This is a genomic window from Terribacillus saccharophilus (genome assembly GCF_046592595.1).
In the GTDB taxonomy this organism is placed as follows: domain Bacteria; phylum Bacillota; class Bacilli; order Bacillales; family Amphibacillaceae; genus Terribacillus; species Terribacillus saccharophilus_C.
In genome coordinates, this window is sequence record NZ_JAWVPF010000010.1 from 39,771 (window position 1) to 59,696 (window position 19,926).

At 45.3% G+C, this 19,926-nt stretch carries 21 protein-coding genes and 2 other annotated features; all 21 genes read right to left on the reverse strand.

The window, feature by feature from the left end:
* Nucleotides 1-34: 34 nt before the first annotated feature.
* On the reverse strand, nucleotides 35-448 hold the full coding sequence (rpsL, locus tag SFC25_RS16685) for a 30S ribosomal protein S12 (RefSeq protein WP_038565163.1): 414 nt from the start codon (nucleotides 446-448) through the stop codon (nucleotides 35-37).
* A gap of 108 nt (nucleotides 449-556) precedes the next feature.
* Nucleotides 557-808: a 50S ribosomal protein L7ae-like protein gene (locus SFC25_RS16690; RefSeq protein WP_411216353.1), complete on the reverse strand. Its 252-nt coding sequence runs from the start codon at nucleotides 806-808 to the stop codon at nucleotides 557-559.
* A 143-nt stretch (nucleotides 809-951) separates the two neighbouring features.
* Nucleotides 952-4,563 carry a DNA-directed RNA polymerase subunit beta' gene (gene rpoC / locus SFC25_RS16695; protein ID WP_411216354.1) on the reverse strand — a complete coding sequence of 1,204 codons (3,612 nt, stop codon included), beginning with the start codon at nucleotides 4,561-4,563 and terminating at the stop codon, nucleotides 952-954.
* Between the two features lie 57 nt (nucleotides 4,564-4,620).
* Nucleotides 4,621-8,160: a DNA-directed RNA polymerase subunit beta gene (rpoB, locus tag SFC25_RS16700; RefSeq protein WP_411216355.1), complete on the reverse strand. Its 3,540-nt coding sequence runs from the start codon at nucleotides 8,158-8,160 to the stop codon at nucleotides 4,621-4,623.
* A 36-nt stretch (nucleotides 8,161-8,196) separates the two neighbouring features.
* Entirely contained in the window at nucleotides 8,197-8,358 is a 162-nt protein-coding gene (locus tag SFC25_RS16705; protein WP_411216356.1) for a hypothetical protein, read from the reverse strand.
* 430 nt (nucleotides 8,359-8,788) lie between these two features.
* Nucleotides 8,789-9,391 carry a class I SAM-dependent methyltransferase gene (locus SFC25_RS16710; RefSeq protein WP_411216357.1) on the reverse strand — a complete coding sequence of 201 codons (603 nt, stop codon included), beginning with the start codon at nucleotides 9,389-9,391 and terminating at the stop codon, nucleotides 8,789-8,791.
* Nucleotides 9,392-9,483: 92 nt separating this feature from the next.
* Complete coding sequence (rplL, locus tag SFC25_RS16715; RefSeq protein WP_095224634.1) at nucleotides 9,484-9,846, reverse strand: 50S ribosomal protein L7/L12; 363 nt, start codon at nucleotides 9,844-9,846, stop codon at nucleotides 9,484-9,486.
* Between the two features lie 52 nt (nucleotides 9,847-9,898).
* The gene (gene rplJ / locus SFC25_RS16720) at nucleotides 9,899-10,399 is read right to left on the reverse strand and encodes a 50S ribosomal protein L10 (RefSeq protein ID WP_038565146.1); all 501 of its coding nucleotides are present in this window, start codon (nucleotides 10,397-10,399) and stop codon (nucleotides 9,899-9,901) included.
* 39 nt (nucleotides 10,400-10,438) lie between these two features.
* Nucleotides 10,439-10,583, reverse strand: a sequence feature (ribosomal protein L10 leader region).
* A gap of 49 nt (nucleotides 10,584-10,632) precedes the next feature.
* Nucleotides 10,633-11,325 (reverse strand): 50S ribosomal protein L1, encoded by a 693-nt coding sequence (gene rplA / locus SFC25_RS16725; RefSeq protein WP_411216358.1) that lies wholly within the window; start codon nucleotides 11,323-11,325, stop codon nucleotides 10,633-10,635.
* A 163-nt stretch (nucleotides 11,326-11,488) separates the two neighbouring features.
* Nucleotides 11,489-11,914: a 50S ribosomal protein L11 gene (gene rplK, locus SFC25_RS16730; RefSeq protein WP_141234182.1), complete on the reverse strand. Its 426-nt coding sequence runs from the start codon at nucleotides 11,912-11,914 to the stop codon at nucleotides 11,489-11,491.
* A 164-nt stretch (nucleotides 11,915-12,078) separates the two neighbouring features.
* Entirely contained in the window at nucleotides 12,079-12,612 is a 534-nt protein-coding gene (gene nusG, locus SFC25_RS16735; RefSeq protein ID WP_411216359.1) for a transcription termination/antitermination protein NusG, read from the reverse strand.
* Nucleotides 12,613-12,762: 150 nt separating this feature from the next.
* The gene (secE, locus tag SFC25_RS16740) at nucleotides 12,763-12,939 is read right to left on the reverse strand and encodes a preprotein translocase subunit SecE (RefSeq protein ID WP_038565135.1); all 177 of its coding nucleotides are present in this window, start codon (nucleotides 12,937-12,939) and stop codon (nucleotides 12,763-12,765) included.
* A gap of 38 nt (nucleotides 12,940-12,977) precedes the next feature.
* A complete protein-coding gene (rpmG, locus tag SFC25_RS16745) occupies nucleotides 12,978-13,124 on the reverse strand; it encodes a 50S ribosomal protein L33 (protein WP_093728594.1) in 147 nt (48 codons plus the stop codon).
* A 71-nt stretch (nucleotides 13,125-13,195) separates the two neighbouring features.
* Nucleotides 13,196-13,840 (reverse strand): RNA polymerase sporulation sigma factor SigH, encoded by a 645-nt coding sequence (gene sigH / locus SFC25_RS16750; protein ID WP_411216377.1) that lies wholly within the window; start codon nucleotides 13,838-13,840, stop codon nucleotides 13,196-13,198.
* Between the two features lie 92 nt (nucleotides 13,841-13,932).
* Nucleotides 13,933-14,442, reverse strand: a complete 510-nt coding sequence (locus SFC25_RS16755) for an NYN domain-containing protein (RefSeq protein ID WP_411216360.1) — start codon at nucleotides 14,440-14,442, stop codon at nucleotides 13,933-13,935.
* A 2-nt stretch (nucleotides 14,443-14,444) separates the two neighbouring features.
* Nucleotides 14,445-15,188 carry a 23S rRNA (guanosine(2251)-2'-O)-methyltransferase RlmB gene (gene rlmB, locus SFC25_RS16760; RefSeq protein ID WP_411216361.1) on the reverse strand — a complete coding sequence of 248 codons (744 nt, stop codon included), beginning with the start codon at nucleotides 15,186-15,188 and terminating at the stop codon, nucleotides 14,445-14,447.
* Nucleotides 15,178-15,582 carry a Mini-ribonuclease 3 gene (locus tag SFC25_RS16765; protein WP_411216362.1) on the reverse strand — a complete coding sequence of 135 codons (405 nt, stop codon included), beginning with the start codon at nucleotides 15,580-15,582 and terminating at the stop codon, nucleotides 15,178-15,180. The genes rlmB and SFC25_RS16765 overlap by 11 nt, the downstream gene beginning before the upstream one ends.
* A gap of 3 nt (nucleotides 15,583-15,585) precedes the next feature.
* A complete protein-coding gene (gene cysS / locus SFC25_RS16770) occupies nucleotides 15,586-16,986 on the reverse strand; it encodes a cysteine--tRNA ligase (protein ID WP_411216363.1) in 1,401 nt (466 codons plus the stop codon).
* Entirely contained in the window at nucleotides 16,967-17,635 is a 669-nt protein-coding gene (gene cysE / locus SFC25_RS16775; protein WP_411216364.1) for a serine O-acetyltransferase, read from the reverse strand. Before cysE ends, cysS begins: the two co-directional genes overlap by 20 nt.
* A gap of 54 nt (nucleotides 17,636-17,689) precedes the next feature.
* Nucleotides 17,690-17,908, reverse strand: a binding site (T-box leader).
* 43 nt (nucleotides 17,909-17,951) lie between these two features.
* A complete protein-coding gene (gene gltX / locus SFC25_RS16780) occupies nucleotides 17,952-19,421 on the reverse strand; it encodes a glutamate--tRNA ligase (RefSeq protein ID WP_411216365.1) in 1,470 nt (489 codons plus the stop codon).
* A gap of 24 nt (nucleotides 19,422-19,445) precedes the next feature.
* Nucleotides 19,446-19,922, reverse strand: coding sequence for a 2-C-methyl-D-erythritol 2,4-cyclodiphosphate synthase (gene ispF / locus SFC25_RS16785; protein ID WP_411216366.1), 477 nt, complete (start codon nucleotides 19,920-19,922; stop codon nucleotides 19,446-19,448).
* Between the last annotated feature and the right edge of the window lie 4 nt (nucleotides 19,923-19,926).

The following is a 19,926-nucleotide window of genomic DNA, read 5'->3' on the forward strand; positions in this document are numbered from 1 at the left end:
CCTCCTTTCCGATGATGGTTATATTATTTTAGTTTTATTTTTTAGGGCGTTTTGTACCATATTTGGAACGACCTTGTGCGCGGCCGTCAACACCTGAAGTATCAAGCGCACCACGTACGATATGGTAACGTACACCCGGTAAGTCTTTTACACGTCCGCCGCGGATCAAAACAACACTGTGCTCTTGCAAGTTGTGTCCGATACCAGGAATGTAGGCAGTAACCTCGATTCCGTTTGTCAAACGTACACGTGCATATTTACGCAACGCGGAGTTTGGTTTCTTTGGAGTCATTGTACCAACACGAGTACATACACCACGTTTTTGTGGAGAAGACTGGTTAGTCAAAGACTTCTTGAAACTGTTGTACCCTCTGTTCAATGCTGGAGAGTCAGATTTCTTTGTTTTGCTTACGCGACCTTTGCGTACTAATTGGTTAATAGTAGGCATGTTTTTTCCTCCTTTCAAAGCTTTTTGTAATACCACACATCCAGGTGGTTCATTTTTAGGCAAAAAACAAAGCTTTCACGAGCTGAGCTAGCATCAGCTTCGCCAAAACTATCTTTTGATTGCCACAGTAGCTGTCCCTACATCTATGCCACAAGCTTCACCTAATCGCTTCATAGAATCGACTTGGATCACTGGTATGCCTAATTCTTCTGCCAGCTTTCTTACCTGGCTGGTAATTTGCTCGGCAGCGTCATTTGCAATGACAACTGAGTTCACTCGGCCTTGCTTCATGGCCTTAAGTGTTTGTTTGGTTCCGATAACGATTCCCGTATTAGCTTGCGCTACTTTTTCATAAGACATATGCATATCCTCCAAAGTAAACAAGGAGAATCGGAAGCACCTTGATTATAGTATCACTCTAGTAAGCTGATGTCAATCACCTTAACGAGAGATTTACAGTGCTTCCGAAAATTATTTTGTTTCCTTGTGTATTAGGGCCACCGTTATGGTGTTACAGATTCGATTTCCTGACCTTCTGTTACTTCTTCTGGAGTCTCAAGTTTTGCTTTGATCTTGCGGTACTGCGGCATACCAGTTCCAGCTGGAACAAGCTTACCGATGATAACATTCTCTTTCAAGCCGAGAAGTTCATCGCGCTTACCTTTGATAGCTGCATCCGTAAGAACACGAGTTGTTTCCTGGAAGGAAGCGGCAGACAAGAAGGAATCCGTTTCTAGAGAAGCTTTCGTGATACCAAGCAATACTGGTTTACCGCTTGCTGGCTGGAAGCCTTCTCTAAGGACTTCACGGTTTGCTTCCCGGAATTGATGGATCTCAAGAAGTGAGCCTGGCAATACATCTGTTTGACCAGAGTCGATGACACGTACTTTGCGAAGCATTTGGCGAACCATTACTTCAACGTGTTTATCGCCGATTTCTACCCCTTGCATACGGTATACTTTTTGTACTTCTTTTAATAGATATTGCTGAACGCCAGCTACACCGCGCACTCGAAGAAGTTCTTTCGGATCTACAGAACCCTCAGTGAGTTCCTGACCAGCTTCGATTGCGTCACCTTCAGCCACACGCAGGCGTGCACCATAAGGAGCTGTGTAAGTTTTCGTTTCAACAGTACCTTGGATTGTAACCTCTTGCTTCTCTTTTACATCATTGATCTCAATAACTGTACCTTTGATCTCGGAGATGACAGCTTGACCTTTAGGGTTACGCGCCTCGAACAATTCCTGGATACGCGGCAAACCTTGTGTGATATCGTCACCGGCTACCCCACCTGTGTGGAACGTACGCATTGTAAGCTGTGTTCCTGGCTCACCGATGGATTGTGCAGCGATGATACCGACTGCTTCGCCGACTTCAACGTCGCTGCCAGTTGCAAGGTTGCGGCCGTAACATTTCTTACATGCACCATGTTTCGTGTTACATGTGAAGACAGTACGGATCGCTACTTCTTCAATACCTGCATCCACAATTTGTCTTGCTGTATCTTCGTCGATCAATTCGTTCTTAGCGACAATCACATTGCCTGTTTCAGGATGTTTGACATTCTCGAACGCTGTACGCCCTACAAGACGGTCATACAAAGGCTCGATCATTTCAGTTCCTTCAGTCAAAGCACGGACTCTCAAGCTGCGGTCAGTACCACAATCTTCTTCACGGATGATAACATCCTGTGCTACGTCAACAAGACGACGAGTCAAGTAACCGGAATCGGCAGTTTTCAGTGCAGTATCGGCAAGACCTTTACGCGCACCGTGTGTAGAGATGAAGTACTCGAGTACTGTCAGACCCTCACGGAAACTGGACTTGATCGGCAACTCAATGATTCGTCCTGCCGGGTTGGCCATCAAACCACGCATACCAGCAAGCTGCGTGAAGTTAGATGCGTTACCACGGGCACCGGAATCACTCATCATGAAGATAGGGTTGCGGTTGCTCAAGGATTTCATCAGACGTTCCTGGATATCATCCTTCGCTTTGGACCAGATAGAGATTACACGATCATATCGCTCTTCTTCTGTTATCAAACCACGACGGAACTGTTTCAGCACTTTATCCACGCGGGATTGTGCTTCATCAAGGATTTCCGTTTTCTCTTTCAATACGACGATATCAGAGATACCAACCGTAATACCTGCTTTAGTGGAATAACTGAATCCAAGGTCCTTCATGCGGTCAAGCATTTTGGACGTTTCACTGATTTTGAAACGTTTGAACACTTCCGCGATGATATCGCCAAGGAAGCCTTTCTTGAATGGGGAGATGATGTCGCGTTTCGCGATCTCCTCTTTGATATTCGCACCCTTCTCAACGAAGTAGTGAGCAGGTGTTTTTTCTTCCAAATTCTCACGAGTTGGTTCGTTCATGTACGGGAACGAGCTCGGCAAGATTGTATTGAAGATAAGTTTACCTACTGTTGTAAGCAGGATTTGGTTGTTTTGCTCTTCAGTGAACGTTTCGTTGTTCAATGAACCAGCATCTACTGCTACACGAGTGTGCAGGTGTACATAACCGTTCTGATAAGCAAGCATTGCTTCGTTAACATCTTTGAAGACTTTACCTTCGCCGATAGCATCTTCACGCTCAAGAGTTAGATAGTAGTTACCTAGTACCATATCCTGAGATGGTGTTACGACTGGCTTACCGTCTTTCGGGTTCAAGATGTTCTGTGCAGCAAGCATAAGGATACGAGCCTCAGCCTGTGCTTCAGCTGATAGAGGAACGTGGACAGCCATCTGGTCACCATCGAAGTCAGCATTATAAGCTGTACATACTAGCGGGTGAAGACGGATTGCGCGACCTTCTACCAATGTCGGTTCGAATGCCTGGATACCTAGGCGGTGAAGCGTAGGTGCACGGTTAAGCAATACTGGATGCTCACGGATTACTTCTTCGAGTACATCCCAGATTTCCGGATGCAGACGTTCGATTTTCCGTTTTGCAGATTTGATGTTATGCGCAAGGCCTTTTTCCACCAATTCTTTCATGATGAATGGTTTGAATAGTTCAAGCGCCATTTCTTTCGGAAGACCACACTGATACATCTTCAGATGCGGACCTACGACGATTACGGAACGTCCGGAATAGTCTACACGTTTACCAAGCAAGTTCTGGCGGAAACGTCCTTGTTTACCTTTCAGCATATGAGAAAGAGATTTCAATGGACGGTTACCAGGACCTGTAACAGGACGACCGCGACGGCCGTTATCGATCAACGCATCAACAGCTTCCTGAAGCATACGTTTTTCGTTTTGTACGATGATGCTAGGTGCACCAAGGTCGAGCAAGCGTTTCAGACGGTTGTTACGGTTGATAACTCGACGATAAAGATCGTTCAAGTCAGATGTAGCGAAACGTCCGCCGTCAAGCTGTACCATTGGACGAAGCTCTGGAGGAATGATCGGAAGTACATCCAATACCATCCAAGAAGGTTCGTTTCCAGAGTGACGGAATGCTTCCATTACTTCCAAGCGCTTGATCGCACGCGTTCTGCGCTGACCTTGTGCTGTTTTCAATTCTTCACGAAGTGCTTCCACTTCTTTCTCCAAGTCGATGTCTTGAAGAAGCTTACGGATTGCTTCCGCGCCCATTTGAGCTTGGAACGTGTTACCGTATTTCTCACGATAGAGGCGGTATTCTTTCTCAGAAAGAAGCTGCTTCTTCTCAAGTGCTGTATCACCGGCATCTGTCACGATGTACGCTGCGAAGTAAATAACTTCTTCCAACGCACGAGGAGACATATCCAGCACAAGACCCATACGGCTCGGAATACCTTTGAAGTACCAAATGTGAGACACAGGAGCTGCTAGCTCGATGTGTCCCATACGCTCACGGCGTACTTTTGCTTTGGTAACTTCTACGCCGCAGCGATCACATACTACGCCTTTATAACGGACGCGTTTGTATTTACCGCAATGACATTCCCAGTCCTTTTGGGGACCGAAGATGCGTTCACAGAACAAACCATCTTTTTCAGGCTTTAACGTACGGTAGTTGATCGTTTCCGGCTTTTTCACTTCTCCGTAAGACCATGAACGAATCTTATCAGGTGAAGCCAAACCTATTTTCATAAACTCAAAATTATTTACATCTATCAAGGGGCCTACCTCCCTTTTAGTATCCCGTTACTGCTATGCAGTCGATGTGTCGCCGCCTTACCCTTCCTGTACATCAAGATTGATGCGGTCAGGTACTTGCGTCTCGTCTTCATCTTCAAGTTCTCGCATCTCTACTTCTTCTTCATCAGCATTGAGGATTTTAACATCCATACCAAGACTCTGAAGCTCTTTAATCAATACTTTGAATGATTCTGGTACACCTGGTTCTGGTACATTATCACCTTTAACGATGGACTCATACGTCTTCACACGGCCGACTACGTCATCGGACTTGACAGTAAGAATCTCTTGCAAGGTATAAGCCGCACCATATGCTTCAAGTGCCCAAACCTCCATCTCACCGAAACGCTGTCCACCGAACTGTGCTTTACCACCGAGCGGCTGCTGCGTTACTAGTGAGTATGGACCTGTAGAACGTGCATGCAGCTTGTCATCAACCATGTGCGCAAGCTTGATCATGTACGATACACCAACGGAAACACGGTTATCGAATGGTTCACCAGTTCTTCCGTCATAAAGGACTGTTTTCGCGTCACGCGGCATACCAGCTTCTTCAAGCGTTTCCCAAACATCTTCCTCACGCGCACCATCAAATACTGGTGTTGCAACGTGGATGCCCAGTGCACGAGCTGCCATACCTAAGTGAAGCTCAAACACCTGTCCGATATTCATACGAGATGGTACCCCTAGTGGGTTAAGCATGATATCGACTGGTGTGCCATCCGGCATGAATGGCATATCCTCTTCTGGAAGGATCTTGGAGATAACCCCTTTGTTACCGTGACGTCCAGCCATCTTATCCCCTTCAGAAATCTTACGCTTCTGAACGATATAAGCACGTACAAGCTGGTTTACACCTGGTGGTAATTCATCGCCATCTTCACGATTGAAGATCTTAACATCCAATACGATACCGCCGGCACCGTGAGGTACACGAAGAGAAGTATCACGGACTTCACGAGCCTTCTCACCGAAGATCGCATGCAATAGACGTTCTTCTGCAGATAGCTCAGTTACACCTTTAGGCGTTACTTTACCAACAAGCAAATCACCATCGGAAACTTCAGCACCAACACGGATGATTCCGCGCTCGTCAAGGTTCTTCAGTGCATCTTCCCCTACGTTCGGGATATCGCGCGTGATTTCTTCTGGTCCCAGCTTCGTATCACGTGCCTCAGACTCATATTCCTCGATATGGATGGATGTGTACACATCATCTTTCACAAGGCGTTCGCTCATGATGATAGCATCCTCGTAGTTGTAACCTTCCCATGTCATGAAGGCAACAAGTACGTTACGGCCAAGAGCAAGCTCTCCATCTTGCATGGAAGGTCCATCAGCAAGGATTTCACCTTTTGTCACACGGTCGCCTACGCTGACGATCGGACGTTGGTTATAGCAAGTTCCTTGGTTGGAACGATTGAATTTCTGCAGACGATAACGATCTGTATCGCCTTTTACTTCGCTGCCGCCGACTTCTGTTACACGGCGTACAATGATTTCTTTCGCTTCAACGCGCTCTACAATACCTTCAGCACGACAGATAACAGCTGCACCGGAGTCTTTACCGGATACATATTCCATACCAGTACCTACGATTGGTGCTTCTGGCTGCATCAATGGTACTGCTTGTCGCTGCATGTTCGCACCCATCAGTGCACGGTTGGAGTCATCGTTTTCCAAGAACGGGATACATGCTGTCGCAGCAGATACAACCTGTTTCGGTGATACGTCCATGTAATCGATACGTTCACGAGCTACGATTGTATTCTCCTCACGGAAACGAGCAACGACTTCTTCGTTTGCGAAGCCGCCATCTTCTGTCAGTGGAGAGTTTGCCTGTGCGATAACGTAGTTATCCTGCTCATCGGCAGTAAGGTAATCAATATGTTCTGTTACAAGGTTTGTCTCCGGATCAACACGACGGTAAGGTGTCTCGATGAAACCGAATTTGTTCACTTTCGCATAAGTGGAAAGGGAGTTGATCAAACCAATGTTCGGACCCTCTGGCGTTTCGATCGGACACATTCTTCCGTAGTGGGAATAGTGTACGTCACGCACTTCAAAGCCAGCACGTTCCCGAGTCAAACCACCAGGTCCCAAAGCGGAAAGACGACGTTTGTGCGTCAATTCACCCAGTGGGTTTGTCTGGTCCATGAACTGGGAAAGCTGGGAGCTTCCGAAGAACTCTTTGATAGATGCAATCACTGGGCGGATATTGATCAGCTGCTGCGGCGTGATAGCTGACGTATCCTGAATGGACATACGCTCACGTACCACACGCTCCATACGGGATAGACCGATACGGAATTGGTTTTGCAGCAATTCACCTACTGAACGCAATCTTCTGTTACCAAGGTGATCGATGTCATCTGTGTCGCCAACTTCATACAATAGGTTAAAGAAGTAGCTGATCGCTGCCACGATATCGGCAGGGTCCAGATTCTTCACACTGTCATCAACTGTAGCATTACCAGTGACACTTAGTGTACGTTCGCCTTCTGGATCAGTTGGATCCACAATTTTGATTGTCTGCACGACGATCTGATCTTCTACCACACCATCATGCGGCTCTAAGATGTTCTCACCGAACTTGCCGTTAGAACCATCAAGGTATGGAAGAATCTTATCAAGCAGACGACGATCTAGTTTGTCGCCTTTTTGTGCAAGCACTTCACCAGTCTCTTCATCTACGATCGGCTGCGCCAATGTTTGGTTGAACAGACGGTTTTTAATATGAAGCTTTTTGTTCATTTTGTAGCGGCCTACATGTGCTAGGTCGTAGCGTTTTGGATCGAAGAAACGGGAAACAAGCAAGCTTTTCGCGTTTTCTACAGTAGGCGGCTCTCCTGGACGAAGACGCTCGTAGATTTCAAGCAAAGCTTTTTCAGTAGTTTCCGTGTTATCTTTCTCCAATGTGTTTCGCAAGTACTCGTTCTCACCGATCAAATCGATGATTTCCTGATCACTTCCGAATCCAAGCGCACGAAGCAAGACAGTGATAGGAAGCTTACGGGTACGGTCGATACGGACATGGACTACATCCTTTGCATCCGTCTCGAACTCAAGCCATGCACCACGGTTCGGAATAACAGTTGCCGTATGGCCGCGTTTTCCGTTCTTGTCGAATTTCTCACTGAAATAAACACTAGGGGAGCGAACAAGCTGTGATACGATAACGCGTTCAGCACCGTTGATGATGAACGTTCCTGTATCTGTCATCAATGGGAAGTCACCCATGAATACTTCCTGTTCTTTCACTTCGCCTGTCTCGTTATTAAGCAAGCGGACTTTCACACGAAGCGGAGCGTTATAGGTAACGTCTCTTTCTTTCGCTTCATCTACTGGATATTTCGGTTCGCCAAGGCTATAGTCGACAAATTCCAGCGATAAATTACCCGCGAAATCCTCGATCGGGGAAATATCCTGGAACATCTCTCGTAATCCTTCTTCTAAGAACCATTCATAAGAAGCGGTTTGAATCTCGATAAGATTCGGTAACTCTAGCACTTCACTAATACGTGCATAGCTTCTGCGCTGGCGGTGTCGTCCATACTGAACTACTTGACCTGTCAACAGCTTCACCCCTCAAATCAAACATTAGTAATGTATTCAAGCTGCAATCCTTAGACTGCAGTAAATCAACATCCTGCGGCAGGAATCTCCTGCAGTTTCGTCTTTCACTTGACCGACACTTTTCGGATAAAGGTCTGTCTGAATTGCCGGAATGCCGATTGACTTTCCAAGCAATAAATTATATATTGTAGCTAACATAAATGAATCGCCACAATATTTGCATTGTTCACATCTTCTGTTTACATAGAAAAGCATTCGCATAAATACGAATGTGATGTGAATGTTGTAATGAAACGGGCTTCCCTTCCTGTTTAACAAAAATCAGAAAGTGGTATAGTTCCAACAGCGAAACACTCCTACTGTCCTTCCTGCACCGCCATCAAGCTAAAAGCGAAAAAGGTTTTTACATAAAAACCGTTAAAAATTCAGCTTGCTAGCTCCTCCGAATGGCGACATAACCCTGATCATACATATTAAGATAAAATCGACGAAGGCAAAAACATAATAATGATAGCAGTCTTGCCAATCAGCCGACAGTTTAAACACGATTCCCTAAGAAAATTATAATCCTCTCCGAGTATCGTTATCTATTGGCATTTTACAATACTACCACAAGCTTTTATGCGAGTCAATCTTTTTTGGCTAATAGAATATAATAGCCCTTTTCCTTCTTAACGATTTCACATGAACCGAACAGCTGATTCAATTTTTCCTGAGCAGATGGGGCACCTTGTTTCTTTTGAATGACAACCCAGAGCTCTCCCTGAGGAAGCAGTGCCTGGTAGCTTTCTTCAAATATCTGATGTACAACCTTCTTGCCTGCCCGGATTGGAGGGTTGGTAGCAATTGCCGCGAACTTCCGGTCCGAAAAAGCGGTTAAGCGATCACTCACATAAAAATGTGTATTTACCGCTCCATTCGCCTCAGCATTCTGTTTCGCAAGTGATACCGCGCGTTCATTCACGTCACTCATCACAACCGTGCGATTTGCGAATGCCTTCGCAAATGAAATGCCGATCGGTCCATATCCACAGCCCAGATCCAGTATATCCCCTTCTATTTCAGGCTCCTTGAAGACATCAATCAAAACCCTGGAACCGAAATCCACTTCTTTTTTGGAAAATACTCCGCTATCCGAAGTGAATACAAGTTCATTGCCTTTTAAAGTGAATCGCCATGTAGCAGGAGCACTTTTAGATTGAGGCTGATTGGTATAATAATGATCCGACATAATTGGTCACCTTCTTTATTCAGGATCCATTCACGATTGCCATGGAGAAATAGATAAAAGGAAAGCTCGCCCGAGGGCGAGCTTTCTTGTTATTACTTAACTTCTACAGAAGCTCCAGCTTCTTCAAGTTTAGCTTTAAGTTCTTCAGCATCAGCTTTAGAAACGCCTTCTTTGATGTTTCCAGGAGCGTTATCTACAAGATCTTTAGCGTCTTTAAGACCTAGGCCAGTTGCTTCGCGTACAGCTTTAACAACTTTGATTTTAGAAGCGCCAGCGCTTGTAAGAACAACGTCAAATTCAGTTTGCTCTTCAGCAGCTTCAGCAGCTCCGCCACCAGCTACAGCTACAGGAGCTGCAGCAGTAACGCCGAATTCTTCTTCGATAGCTTTAACAAGATCGTTCAATTCTAGAACGGACATACCTTTAATCTCTTCAATGATTGTCTCTTTAGACATGATATTTCCTCCTTGGGGAATGTTTTATTTTGTATGGAAGCCTCAGGCCGCCTTAAGCGCCTTGCTCTTCTTTTTGTTCTGCGATTGCTTTCGCAGCGTAAGCGAAGTTGCGAACTGGTGCTTGTAGCACGCTAAGCAACATAGAAAGCAAACCTTCGTAGTTCGGTAGATCTGCAAGTTCTTTAACTTGTTCTACAGAAGCCACGTTGCCTTGGATGACACCAGCTTTGATTTCTAGTGCTTCGTTCTTTTTCGCGAAGTCGTTCAAGATCTTAGCAGGAGCAATTACATCTTCATTACTGAAGGCAATAGCAGTTGGGCCTGTCAAGTTCTCGTCTAGTTCTGTCAAACCAGCAACTTCCGTAGCACGGCGAGTCAATGTGTTTTTGTAGACTTTGAAATCCACACCAGCTTCACGAAGCTGTTTGCGAAGTTCAGTCACCTCAGAAACAGTAAGACCACGGTAGTCTACTACGATTGTAGATTGGCTCGCTTGGAACTTCTCAGCGATTTCAGTTACAACCTGTTGCTTTTGTTCGATGATCTTGGACATATGTTCCACCTCCTGTTAGCTTGTTCACAATTATACCTGGAGTTAACATGAAAAATGCCTCCATTCGACATGGAGGCATGATCACAAGGAACAGTCGGAACAGACTGCCTTTATATCTCACACACCTCGGCAGGAGATTAAGCCCTAGGGCACCTGCTGTCTTAGGTATAACGTTTATTAGGTTTTAACCACAGTTGATTATATAGTGTTTCCAATTAGATGTCAACAGACAATTAACGGAATGGTGCTACGTCAACTTTGATTCCAGGACCCATAGTAGAAGCGATTGCTACGTTCTTCATGTAAAGGCCTTTGGAAGCTTGTGGTTTCACTTTAATAAGTTGTTCGATCAATGCAACAAGGTTTTCTTCCAATTTCTCTTCAGAGAAGGAAGCTTTACCGATTGGTACATGGATGTTGGACTGTTTGTCAACGCGGTATTCAACTTTACCAGCTTTGATTTCCTGGATAGCTTTTTCTACGTCGAATGTAACAGTTCCAGTTTTAGGGTTAGGCATTAGACCTTTTGGTCCTAGTACACGGCCCAATTTACCAACTTCAGCCATCATGTCCGGAGTTGCAACGATAACGTCGAACTCGAACCAGCCTCCGTTGATTTTCGCGATTAGATCTTGTTCGCCTACGAAGTCAGCGCCAGCAGCTTCTGCTTCTTTTGCTTTATCGCCTTTAGCGAATACCAATACGCGTTGAGATTTACCAGTACCGTGCGGCAATACCATTGCGCCACGGATTTGCTGGTCAGCTTTCTTAGGGTCTACTCCCAAACGGAAAGCAGCTTCGATTGTTTCGTCAAATTTAGCAGTAGCTGTCTTTTTGACAAGCTCAACAGCTTCTTTTACTTCGTACAATGCTGTACGGTCAACAAGCTTAAGTGCTTCTTGTTTCTTTTTGCTTTTTACAGCCATTTCCTTTTCCTCCTCGGATTGTGGTTTTAACGGTAGGACCTCCCACTTGTTAAAGCGGAGCGGACGAGTGTCCGCTATTGCCGGAAATGCCGGCTTTTAAAAAGGCTGCGAAATGGTATACTCCATTCACGCAACCTCGTCAGTTTCTATGATTGAATCAGAATTAGTCTTCGATGACAATTCCCATACTGCGAGCAGTACCTTCAACCATACGCATTGCTGATTCAACGTTTGCAGCATTCAAGTCAGGCATTTTAGATTCCGCAATCTCTCTTACTTTATCGCGTTTAACTGTAGCGACTTTGTTACGGTTCGGTTCGCCTGAACCTGATTCGATACCAGCTGCTTTCTTAAGCAAGACTGCAGCAGGCGGAGTTTTAGTGATGAATGTAAATGAACGGTCTTCGAATACCGTGATTTCAACTGGAATGATCAAGCCAGCTTGCTCTTGCGTGCGGGCGTTAAATTCCTTACAGAATCCCATGATGTTCACACCTGCTTGACCTAGTGCCGGTCCAACTGGTGGAGCTGGATTCGCTTTAGCTGCAGGGATCTGCAATTTTACAACTTTGATTACTTTTTTAGCCACGAGACACACCTCCTTAAGTCCGTGATGTGGTAATAGGGTTTCTCACCCTCCCACTCAACATGTCTGTATAGCTATATATTATAGACTATAGTCATTAACATTAAGATTCTAGCATTTATCTATAAACAATGCAAGGGGCTTCCAAATAAATTCCGAATGCTGGATTATAATTTCTCGATCTGGGAGAAATCAAGCTCCACTGGCGTTTCCCGTCCGAACATATTTACATGGACTTTTACTTTTTGTTTATCCATGTCGATATTTTCGATCGTTCCAGTAAAGTCGTTGAACGGACCATCCGTAACACGGACACTTTCTTTTTCTTCGAAATCGAATTCCGTCAATGTCTCTTCCATACCCATCCGTTTGAGGATTGTTTCTACTTCTTCCTCCAAAAGCGGTGTCGGCTTGGAACCTGAACCAGTAGATCCGACGAAACCAGTTACTCCCGGCGTATTTCGAACGACATACCAGGAATCATCCGTCATGATCATTTCTGTCAATACGTAACCAGGGAAGACTTTCTTCATAGCTGTTTTACGTTTACCGTTCTTGATCTCTGTCTCTTCATCCTCAGGAACGACGACGCGGAAGATTTTATCTTCCATTCCCATGGAATCGAGTCTTTTCTCCAGGTTGGCCTTTACTTTGTTTTCATATCCAGAATAGGTGTGTACGACATACCATCTTTTTTCCATGCTGTCAGGACAAACGCTTGTCCTTCCCTCCCTTTGGTTTAGTTATTGCCGATGCTGGGCAAAAAGACCAATTTAAAAAACCCGTACGGAACGGGTTTTTTTCTACGAGCAATATTTAATACCATTATAGCATATATCAGCGGGCATTATTCAAAAGAATAAATTTAAAATCTCAGAGATCCCTAAATCAACTAAACCGAAGAATATAGCAGCGAACACGACTGTTAAAACTGTGACGATCGTATAGCGATATAACTCTTTACCGGTTGGCCAGCTGACCTTCTTCATCTCTTTAGAAACATTCTTCAAAAACGTAACAGGATTCATGGTACTACCCCCAAACTCTCGCCGACAGGCATTGTTGTCTATTTTGTCTCCCGATGGACTGTATGCTTGTCGCATCGTTTGCAGAATTTCCTAGTCTCTAAGCGCTGTGATTGATTTCCACTCTTTGCGGTGGAATAATTGCGGCTCAAACATTCCGAGCACGCTAATGTAACTGTTTTACGCAAAAATCTCCACCCTCTCGGGTATTTTGACACAATTTTACTGTAGCACGCATGAAATGGCTTGTCAACGAAGCTTATAATGTCACTTCGCTGATTTCAAGATACCGCTCCAGCTTTCGTTTTACCCGCTGCAGGGCATTATCGATTGATTTGACATGCCGCTTCAGTTCCTCGGAAATTTCTTGATAGGATCTGCCGTCCAGATAGAGAGCCAATACCTGTCTCTCCAATTCACTGAGCAGCTGCGCCATCTTCTCCTCCATATCGAGGAACCGTTCTTGATTGATCAAGACGTCTTGCGGATCCCCCGCTTTGGAGCTGACTATAATATCAAGGAGAGTCCTGTCGGATTCCTCATCATAGATTGGCTTGTCCAGCGATACATAAGAATTAAGCGGAATATGCTTTTGTCTTGTCGCTGTTTTGATTGCTGTGATGATCTGCCTGGTTACACAGAGTTCGGCGAACGCCTTGAATGAAGCGAGCTTCTCCCCATTAAAATCACGGATGGCCTTATAAAGGCCAATCATCCCTTCCTGGACAATGTCTTCCCGGTCGGCTCCAATCAGAAAATACGTACGAGCTTTCGCTCTGACAAAATTTCGATACTTGTTAATCAGAAAATCTAGGGCATCAACATGACCTGCTTTGACTAAATCTACAAGAACACTATCTTCCATCACTGCGTAATCCTGGTCTACCGTCCGCTGCTTGACAATTGCCACTTAAGGATTCCCCCTGACCATGTATACCGCGAATTTATAGGGTCATTATACAGGCGGTCTAAATAACCGTCAATATACTACTTTGGCTATTTCTTCCTTCTGCGCCATGCTTCGAGTGTTTCCCTCACTTCGGGTTTTAAGGGGATTTTTGGTGGAAATTGTCGAGTATTGTACTCTCTGATTTCCTGGTCGATTTCACGTTCGATTTGCTTTATCTCCAGATATAGTTCCCTGGATGATTTACGAAGTGCCCCTTGCCCAAATATAGTACTCTGTTCTGCATAATCAGAAGTTGCGACGTAAACTTGCGTCTTGACATTTTTCAACGTTTTTATCAGTTTTTCGATACGGTCATCGGCTGTCTCTTTTTCTTTTGTATAGAGAACTTCTACTTTATAATTTTCGTATTTTTTCTCCAATCCCCTCACATGATAGGCATCGAATACGACAATTACCCGATGACCTGTGTAAGCCTGATACTCGGCCAGCTTCTCTATCAGCAGCTGGCGGGACTGTTCAAAATCTGTATCGCGGAGTGCATGCAGTTCTTCCCATGCCCCGATGACGTTATAGCCATCGACCACTAATATGACCATCTTTATTCCCCTAGAGGATGACGCTGGCGGTTTACTTCATACATAAGAAGACTTGCCGCTACACTTGCGTTAAGGGAAGTAACTTTCCCCTGCATAGGAAGCGAAACTGTCCAATCACATTTCTCCCGGACAAGCCTGCTGATACCTTTTCCTTCATTTCCGATTACAAGCGCAATCGCTCCGACTGCATCCAGACGGCGGTAATCAATCGCGCCTTCTGCTGCCGTACCAGCAACCCACACATTCCGTTCCTTCAAGTGATCAATCGTCTGTGCCAGGTTTGTCACACGTGCGACAGGAATATACTCGATAGCTCCCGCAGAGGTCTTGGCTACGGTAGCAGTCAGGCTGACTGAACGACGCTTCGGAATAATGACGCCATGTGCTCCTACTGCATCTGCTGTTCGAAGGATGGAACCAAGATTATGCGGATCCTCCATTTCATCAAGGATGATGAAGAATGGCTGCTCTCCCCGTTCCTCCGCTACTCGGAACAGGTCATCCACTGAACTGTATTCATATGCTGCGACAGAAGCAACAATCCCTTGATGTGCCCCCTCGATCAATTGATCTAATTTTCTTTTCGGTACTTTTTGAACGATTGTACCGCTTGCTTTTGCGAGTTCCTGTATCGATTGCCATGTTTTTGGCTGCAAATGCTCCGACACCATGATTTTGTTAATGGAGCGTCCAGACCGCAATGCTTCCGTTACAGGGTTTTTCCCGATTATCCATTCATCTGCCATGCTGCTGACTCCTTTCTTCTACATGTTTGATAGCTGCTTGTATAAGGGTTTCAAGACGATCTGTATCTTCCAGCAGATAGTGATACCCAATCAGCGCTTCAAAGCCTGTACTATATCTGTAAGTCTGTACATCCGTGTTTTTAGGAACCGTACCAGACTTGGCATTACGCCCTCTTCGAAAGACCGCCTGTTCTTCCTCCGACAGCATGTCCTGCTCAAGCCAATCCCGGATCACCTTCGCTTGTGACTTTGCAGAAACGAAGTTGACCGCTGCATGGTGCAGCTGATTCGGTTTTACCTCTCCTTTGTGGAGGAGATGCCGACGTACATAAATCTCATAAACAGCGTCTCCCATATAAGCGAGCGCCAAACTTTTCATTTGTTTCACGTCCATGTATTATCCTCTTTTCCAGCGCGTACCCTGCGATGTATCCTCAAGGATGATATTTTTCTCCTTAAGCAAATCGCGAATTCGGTCTGCTTCCTGGAAGTCACGATTCTTACGGGCTTCCACTCGCTGCGTGAGCAAGCCTTCAATTTCATCATCCAGCAATTCTGTTTCTGCAGCAAATTTGATGCCAAGCACACTGCCGAGCTCTTCGAATGCTTTGATAAAGGCTTCGATTACTTGCTCGGATGTTTGCTCCTGCTGCAAGTAAACATTCGCTTCTTTAGCTAAATCAAATAAGACGGAAATAGCGTTGGCTGTATTGAAATCATCATCCATTTCTTCTTCGAAACGAGTTCGAAGCTCCTGGATCGTTTCCATTGCACCAATCGCATTATTATCCTGATTTGTGCTGGCAGCTTTTCTGTGCTGCAGATTATCATAAGCATTTTTAATTCGCGCCAAGCCAGTCTTTGCACTTTCCAATAATTCATCCGTGAAATTGATAGGGTTGCGGTAATGTACGCTAAGCATGAAGAATCGCAATACTTGCGGATCGTGTTTTTTGATCAAATCATGCGCAAGGATGAAGTTGCCCAGTGACTTGGACATTTTCTCGTTATCAATATTGATGTGTCCGTTATGCATCCAATAGTTCGCAAATGACTTTCCATTAAGTGCTTCTGATTGCGCGATCTCATTTTCATGGTGCGGGAACGTAAGGTCGGTTCCGCCTGCATGGATATCAATTGTGTCACCAAGATGTTTTTTCACCATCGCCGAGCATTCGATGTGCCAACCCGGGCGTCCTTCACCCCATGGTGTTTTCCATGAAATCTCTCCTGGCTTTGCATTTTTCCATAGGGCAAAGTCAAGTGGATCATCCTTCTGCTCGCCGACACGAATGCGGGCACCTGAGCGCAATTCATCAATAGACTGATGCGACAATTTACCGTAGCCATCAAAGGAACGTGTACGGAAGTAGACATCACCCTCTGATACATACGCATACCCTTTATTGATCAAGCCTTGCACAAAATCGATGATTTCTTCCATACTTTCTGTCACACGCGGATGGAGCGCACCTTCTTTCACTCCAAGTGCTGATGTATCTTCCTGATAAGCTTGGATGAATTTCTCCGCAACCGCATAAACATCTTCGCCCATTTCTTTCGCTGCATTGATGATTTTGTCATCAACATCTGTGAAGTTCATGACATATGTGACATCATAACCGCGATATTCAAGATAGCGGCGGACTGTGTCGAATACAATCGGCGGTCTTGCATTACCGATATGAATATAGTTGTAAACAGTTGGACCGCAGACGTACATGCTTACCTTTCCTTCTTCCAGCGGAACGAAAGGTTCCTTCTTACGGCTCAATGTATTATAAATTTTTACCGACATGCTGCTTCTCTCCTTTTGCTGCGGCTAATTCCCGCTGTAGTTCTTTGATTTCCAGATCCATTTTCCTTAGTTTCTCCGCAACTGGGTCCGGCAAATCCTGATGATCCAGATCTCTTCTGATTCGTTCCCCGTCTTTGATGACGACACGCCCAGGGATGCCGACTACTGTCGAACAATCCGGTACATCATGCAGGACTACAGATCCTGCTCCTATCTTCGAGTTGGCACCAATCGTAATCGAACCCAATACTTTAGCTCCTGTTGCGATAAGCGCATTGTCTTTGACGGTCGGATGCCGTTTGCCCTTTTCCTTCCCTGTACCACCTAAAGTCACGCCTTGGAAGATCGTTACATTATCACCGATCTCGCATGTTTCACCTATGACGACTCCCATGCCGTGATCAATGAAGAATCTTCTGCCGATTGTGGCTCCGGGATGTATTTCAATACCGGTGAAGAAACGGCTCACTTGTGAAACAACGCGGGCAAGGAAATAGAATTTATGCTTGTAGAATTGGTGCGCAATTCGATGTGACCAAATGGCATGCAAGCCGGAATACGTTAAGATAACTTCCAGATATGAACGAGCAGCTGGATCCTGGTCGAAGACTACCATAACATCCTCTTTCAGCATCTTGAAAAATCCCATTTTCCCCTTCCTTTCCGCTCTACCGTTTCACGAAAAAAAGCGCCCCTGTACAATGACAGAGACGCTTTTTGCGCGGTTCCACTCTATTTGGGAAAACCTATGGCATTCCCCAGCTTCACTCAGATAACGGCGAGAACCGCTTTTACCTACTATCATTTCGGCAAAAGACTCCGAGGCGCATTTCCGCAAAAGCTCTCCAAAGCCGCTCGCAGCGTATACGGCTCTCTCTGGATGGAAAGACAGATGCGTACTTCTCCTCTTCAACGTTCGAATGTGTAGTACTACTATATTATATTTCAGCAAAAAAGTGAATATTTTACTTTGTCAGCTGGTCGATTGCTGAACGAAGACGGTTTTGGACAACTGTTTCGCCAAGCAAGTGAATAGAGTTAGGCAGCTCTGGACCGTGTGTTACGCCTGTTGTAGCAACACGAATCGGCATGAAGAGCTTTTTGCCTTTTTGACCAGTCTGTTTTTGCGTCGATTTGATCGCACCTTTGATTGTATCCGGTTCGAATGCTTCAAGCGCTGAAAGCTGTTCAGAGAATGCTTTCAATACTTCTGGTACTTGCTCATCCTGAAGTACAGCCATTGCTTCTTCATCATAAGCGATTTCTTCCTGGAAGAATAACTCTGTCAACTCGACAATCTCCGCACCATAGTTCAACTGATCCTTGTAAAGAGCGATAAGCTCTGCTGCCCAGTCACGACGGGAATCTTCCATGTTTTCAGGCAGTTTGCCAGCCTGAATCAAATGCGGCAATGTCAATTTCTCGATACGTCCCGCATCTTCTGATTTGATGTATTGGTTGTTCATCCATTTAAGCTTCTGCGGATCGAAGATTGCAGCAGAAGTGGATAGACGATTCGGATCGAAAATCTTGATGATTTCATCTTTGGAGAAGATCTCTTCTTCTCCGACTGGTGACCAGCCAAGCAAGCTGATGAAGTTGAACATCGCTTCCGGCAGATAACCTAGGTTTTTATATTGCTCGATGAACTGCAGGATATGCTCATCACGTTTGGACAGCTTCTTGCGGTTTTCGTTAAGAATCAATGTCATATGTCCAAATTCCGGCGCTTCCCAGCCAAATGCTTCGTAAATCATAAGCTGCTTCGGCGTATTGGAGATATGCTCCTCACCGCGAAGGATATGGGAGATCTCCATTAGATGGTCATCGATTGCCACAGCAAAATTATATGTTGGGATACCGTTCTTCTTCACGATGACCCAGTCACCGAAGTCACTGGACTCGAAGCTGATTTCATCACGAACAATATCATTAAATTTGTATGTTTTATTTTCCGGAACTCGGAAACGGATACTTGGCTGTCTGCCTTCCGCTTCGAACTTCTCTTGCTGCTCTGGCGTCAGATCACGGTGCACACCAGAATACTTAGGAACTTGTCCATTCGCCTTTTGTTCCTCACGCTCTTTTTCCAATTCCTCTTCCGTCACGTAGCATTTGTAAGCAAGACCGCGATCCAGCAATTCATCTACATATTTTTTATAGATGTCCAGACGCTCCAATTGACGATATGGTCCGTATTCGCCGCCGATATCGGCACCTTCGTCCCATTTGATACCAAGCCATTTCAAATAGCTGAACTGGCTTTCCTCGCCGCCTTCTACATTTCGCTTCTGATCTGTATCTTCTGTGCGGACGATGAATTTGCCATCATGATGACGGGCATATAAGTAGTTGAATAGTGCAGTTCGTGCGTTTCCAATATGCAAATGTCCAGTCGGACTTGGTGCATAGCGCACACGTACAGGTTTTGACATATGAATAACTCCCTTTCGATTATGTTAGGCTTGCTGCAAAAGGACGACTGCTTGCGCAGCGATTCCTTCCTTACGGCCAGTGAAGCCCAGCTGTTCTGTCGTTGTTGCTTTCACATTGATCTGATCCGGTTCTGCGTCGAGCATACCTGCTATATTTTCACGGATTTGATCGATATAAGGTGCCATTTTCGGTGCTTGTGCAATAACTGTGCAATCCAAGTTCCCTAGTTTATAGCCTTTTTCTTTTACAAGCTGCCATACATGGCGCAGCAATACTTCCGAGTCCGCATCCTTGAAAGCAGGATCAGTATCCGGGAAATGCTTGCCGATGTCGCCAAGCGCCAAGGCACCAAGACATGCATCCGCAATCGTATGTAGTAGTACATCTGCATCTGAATGACCTAGCAATCCAAGTTCGTAAGGAATTGTGATCCCGCCGATGATACACGGTCTATCCTCTGCAAAAGCATGTACATCAAATCCTTGTCCAATTCGAAACATAATG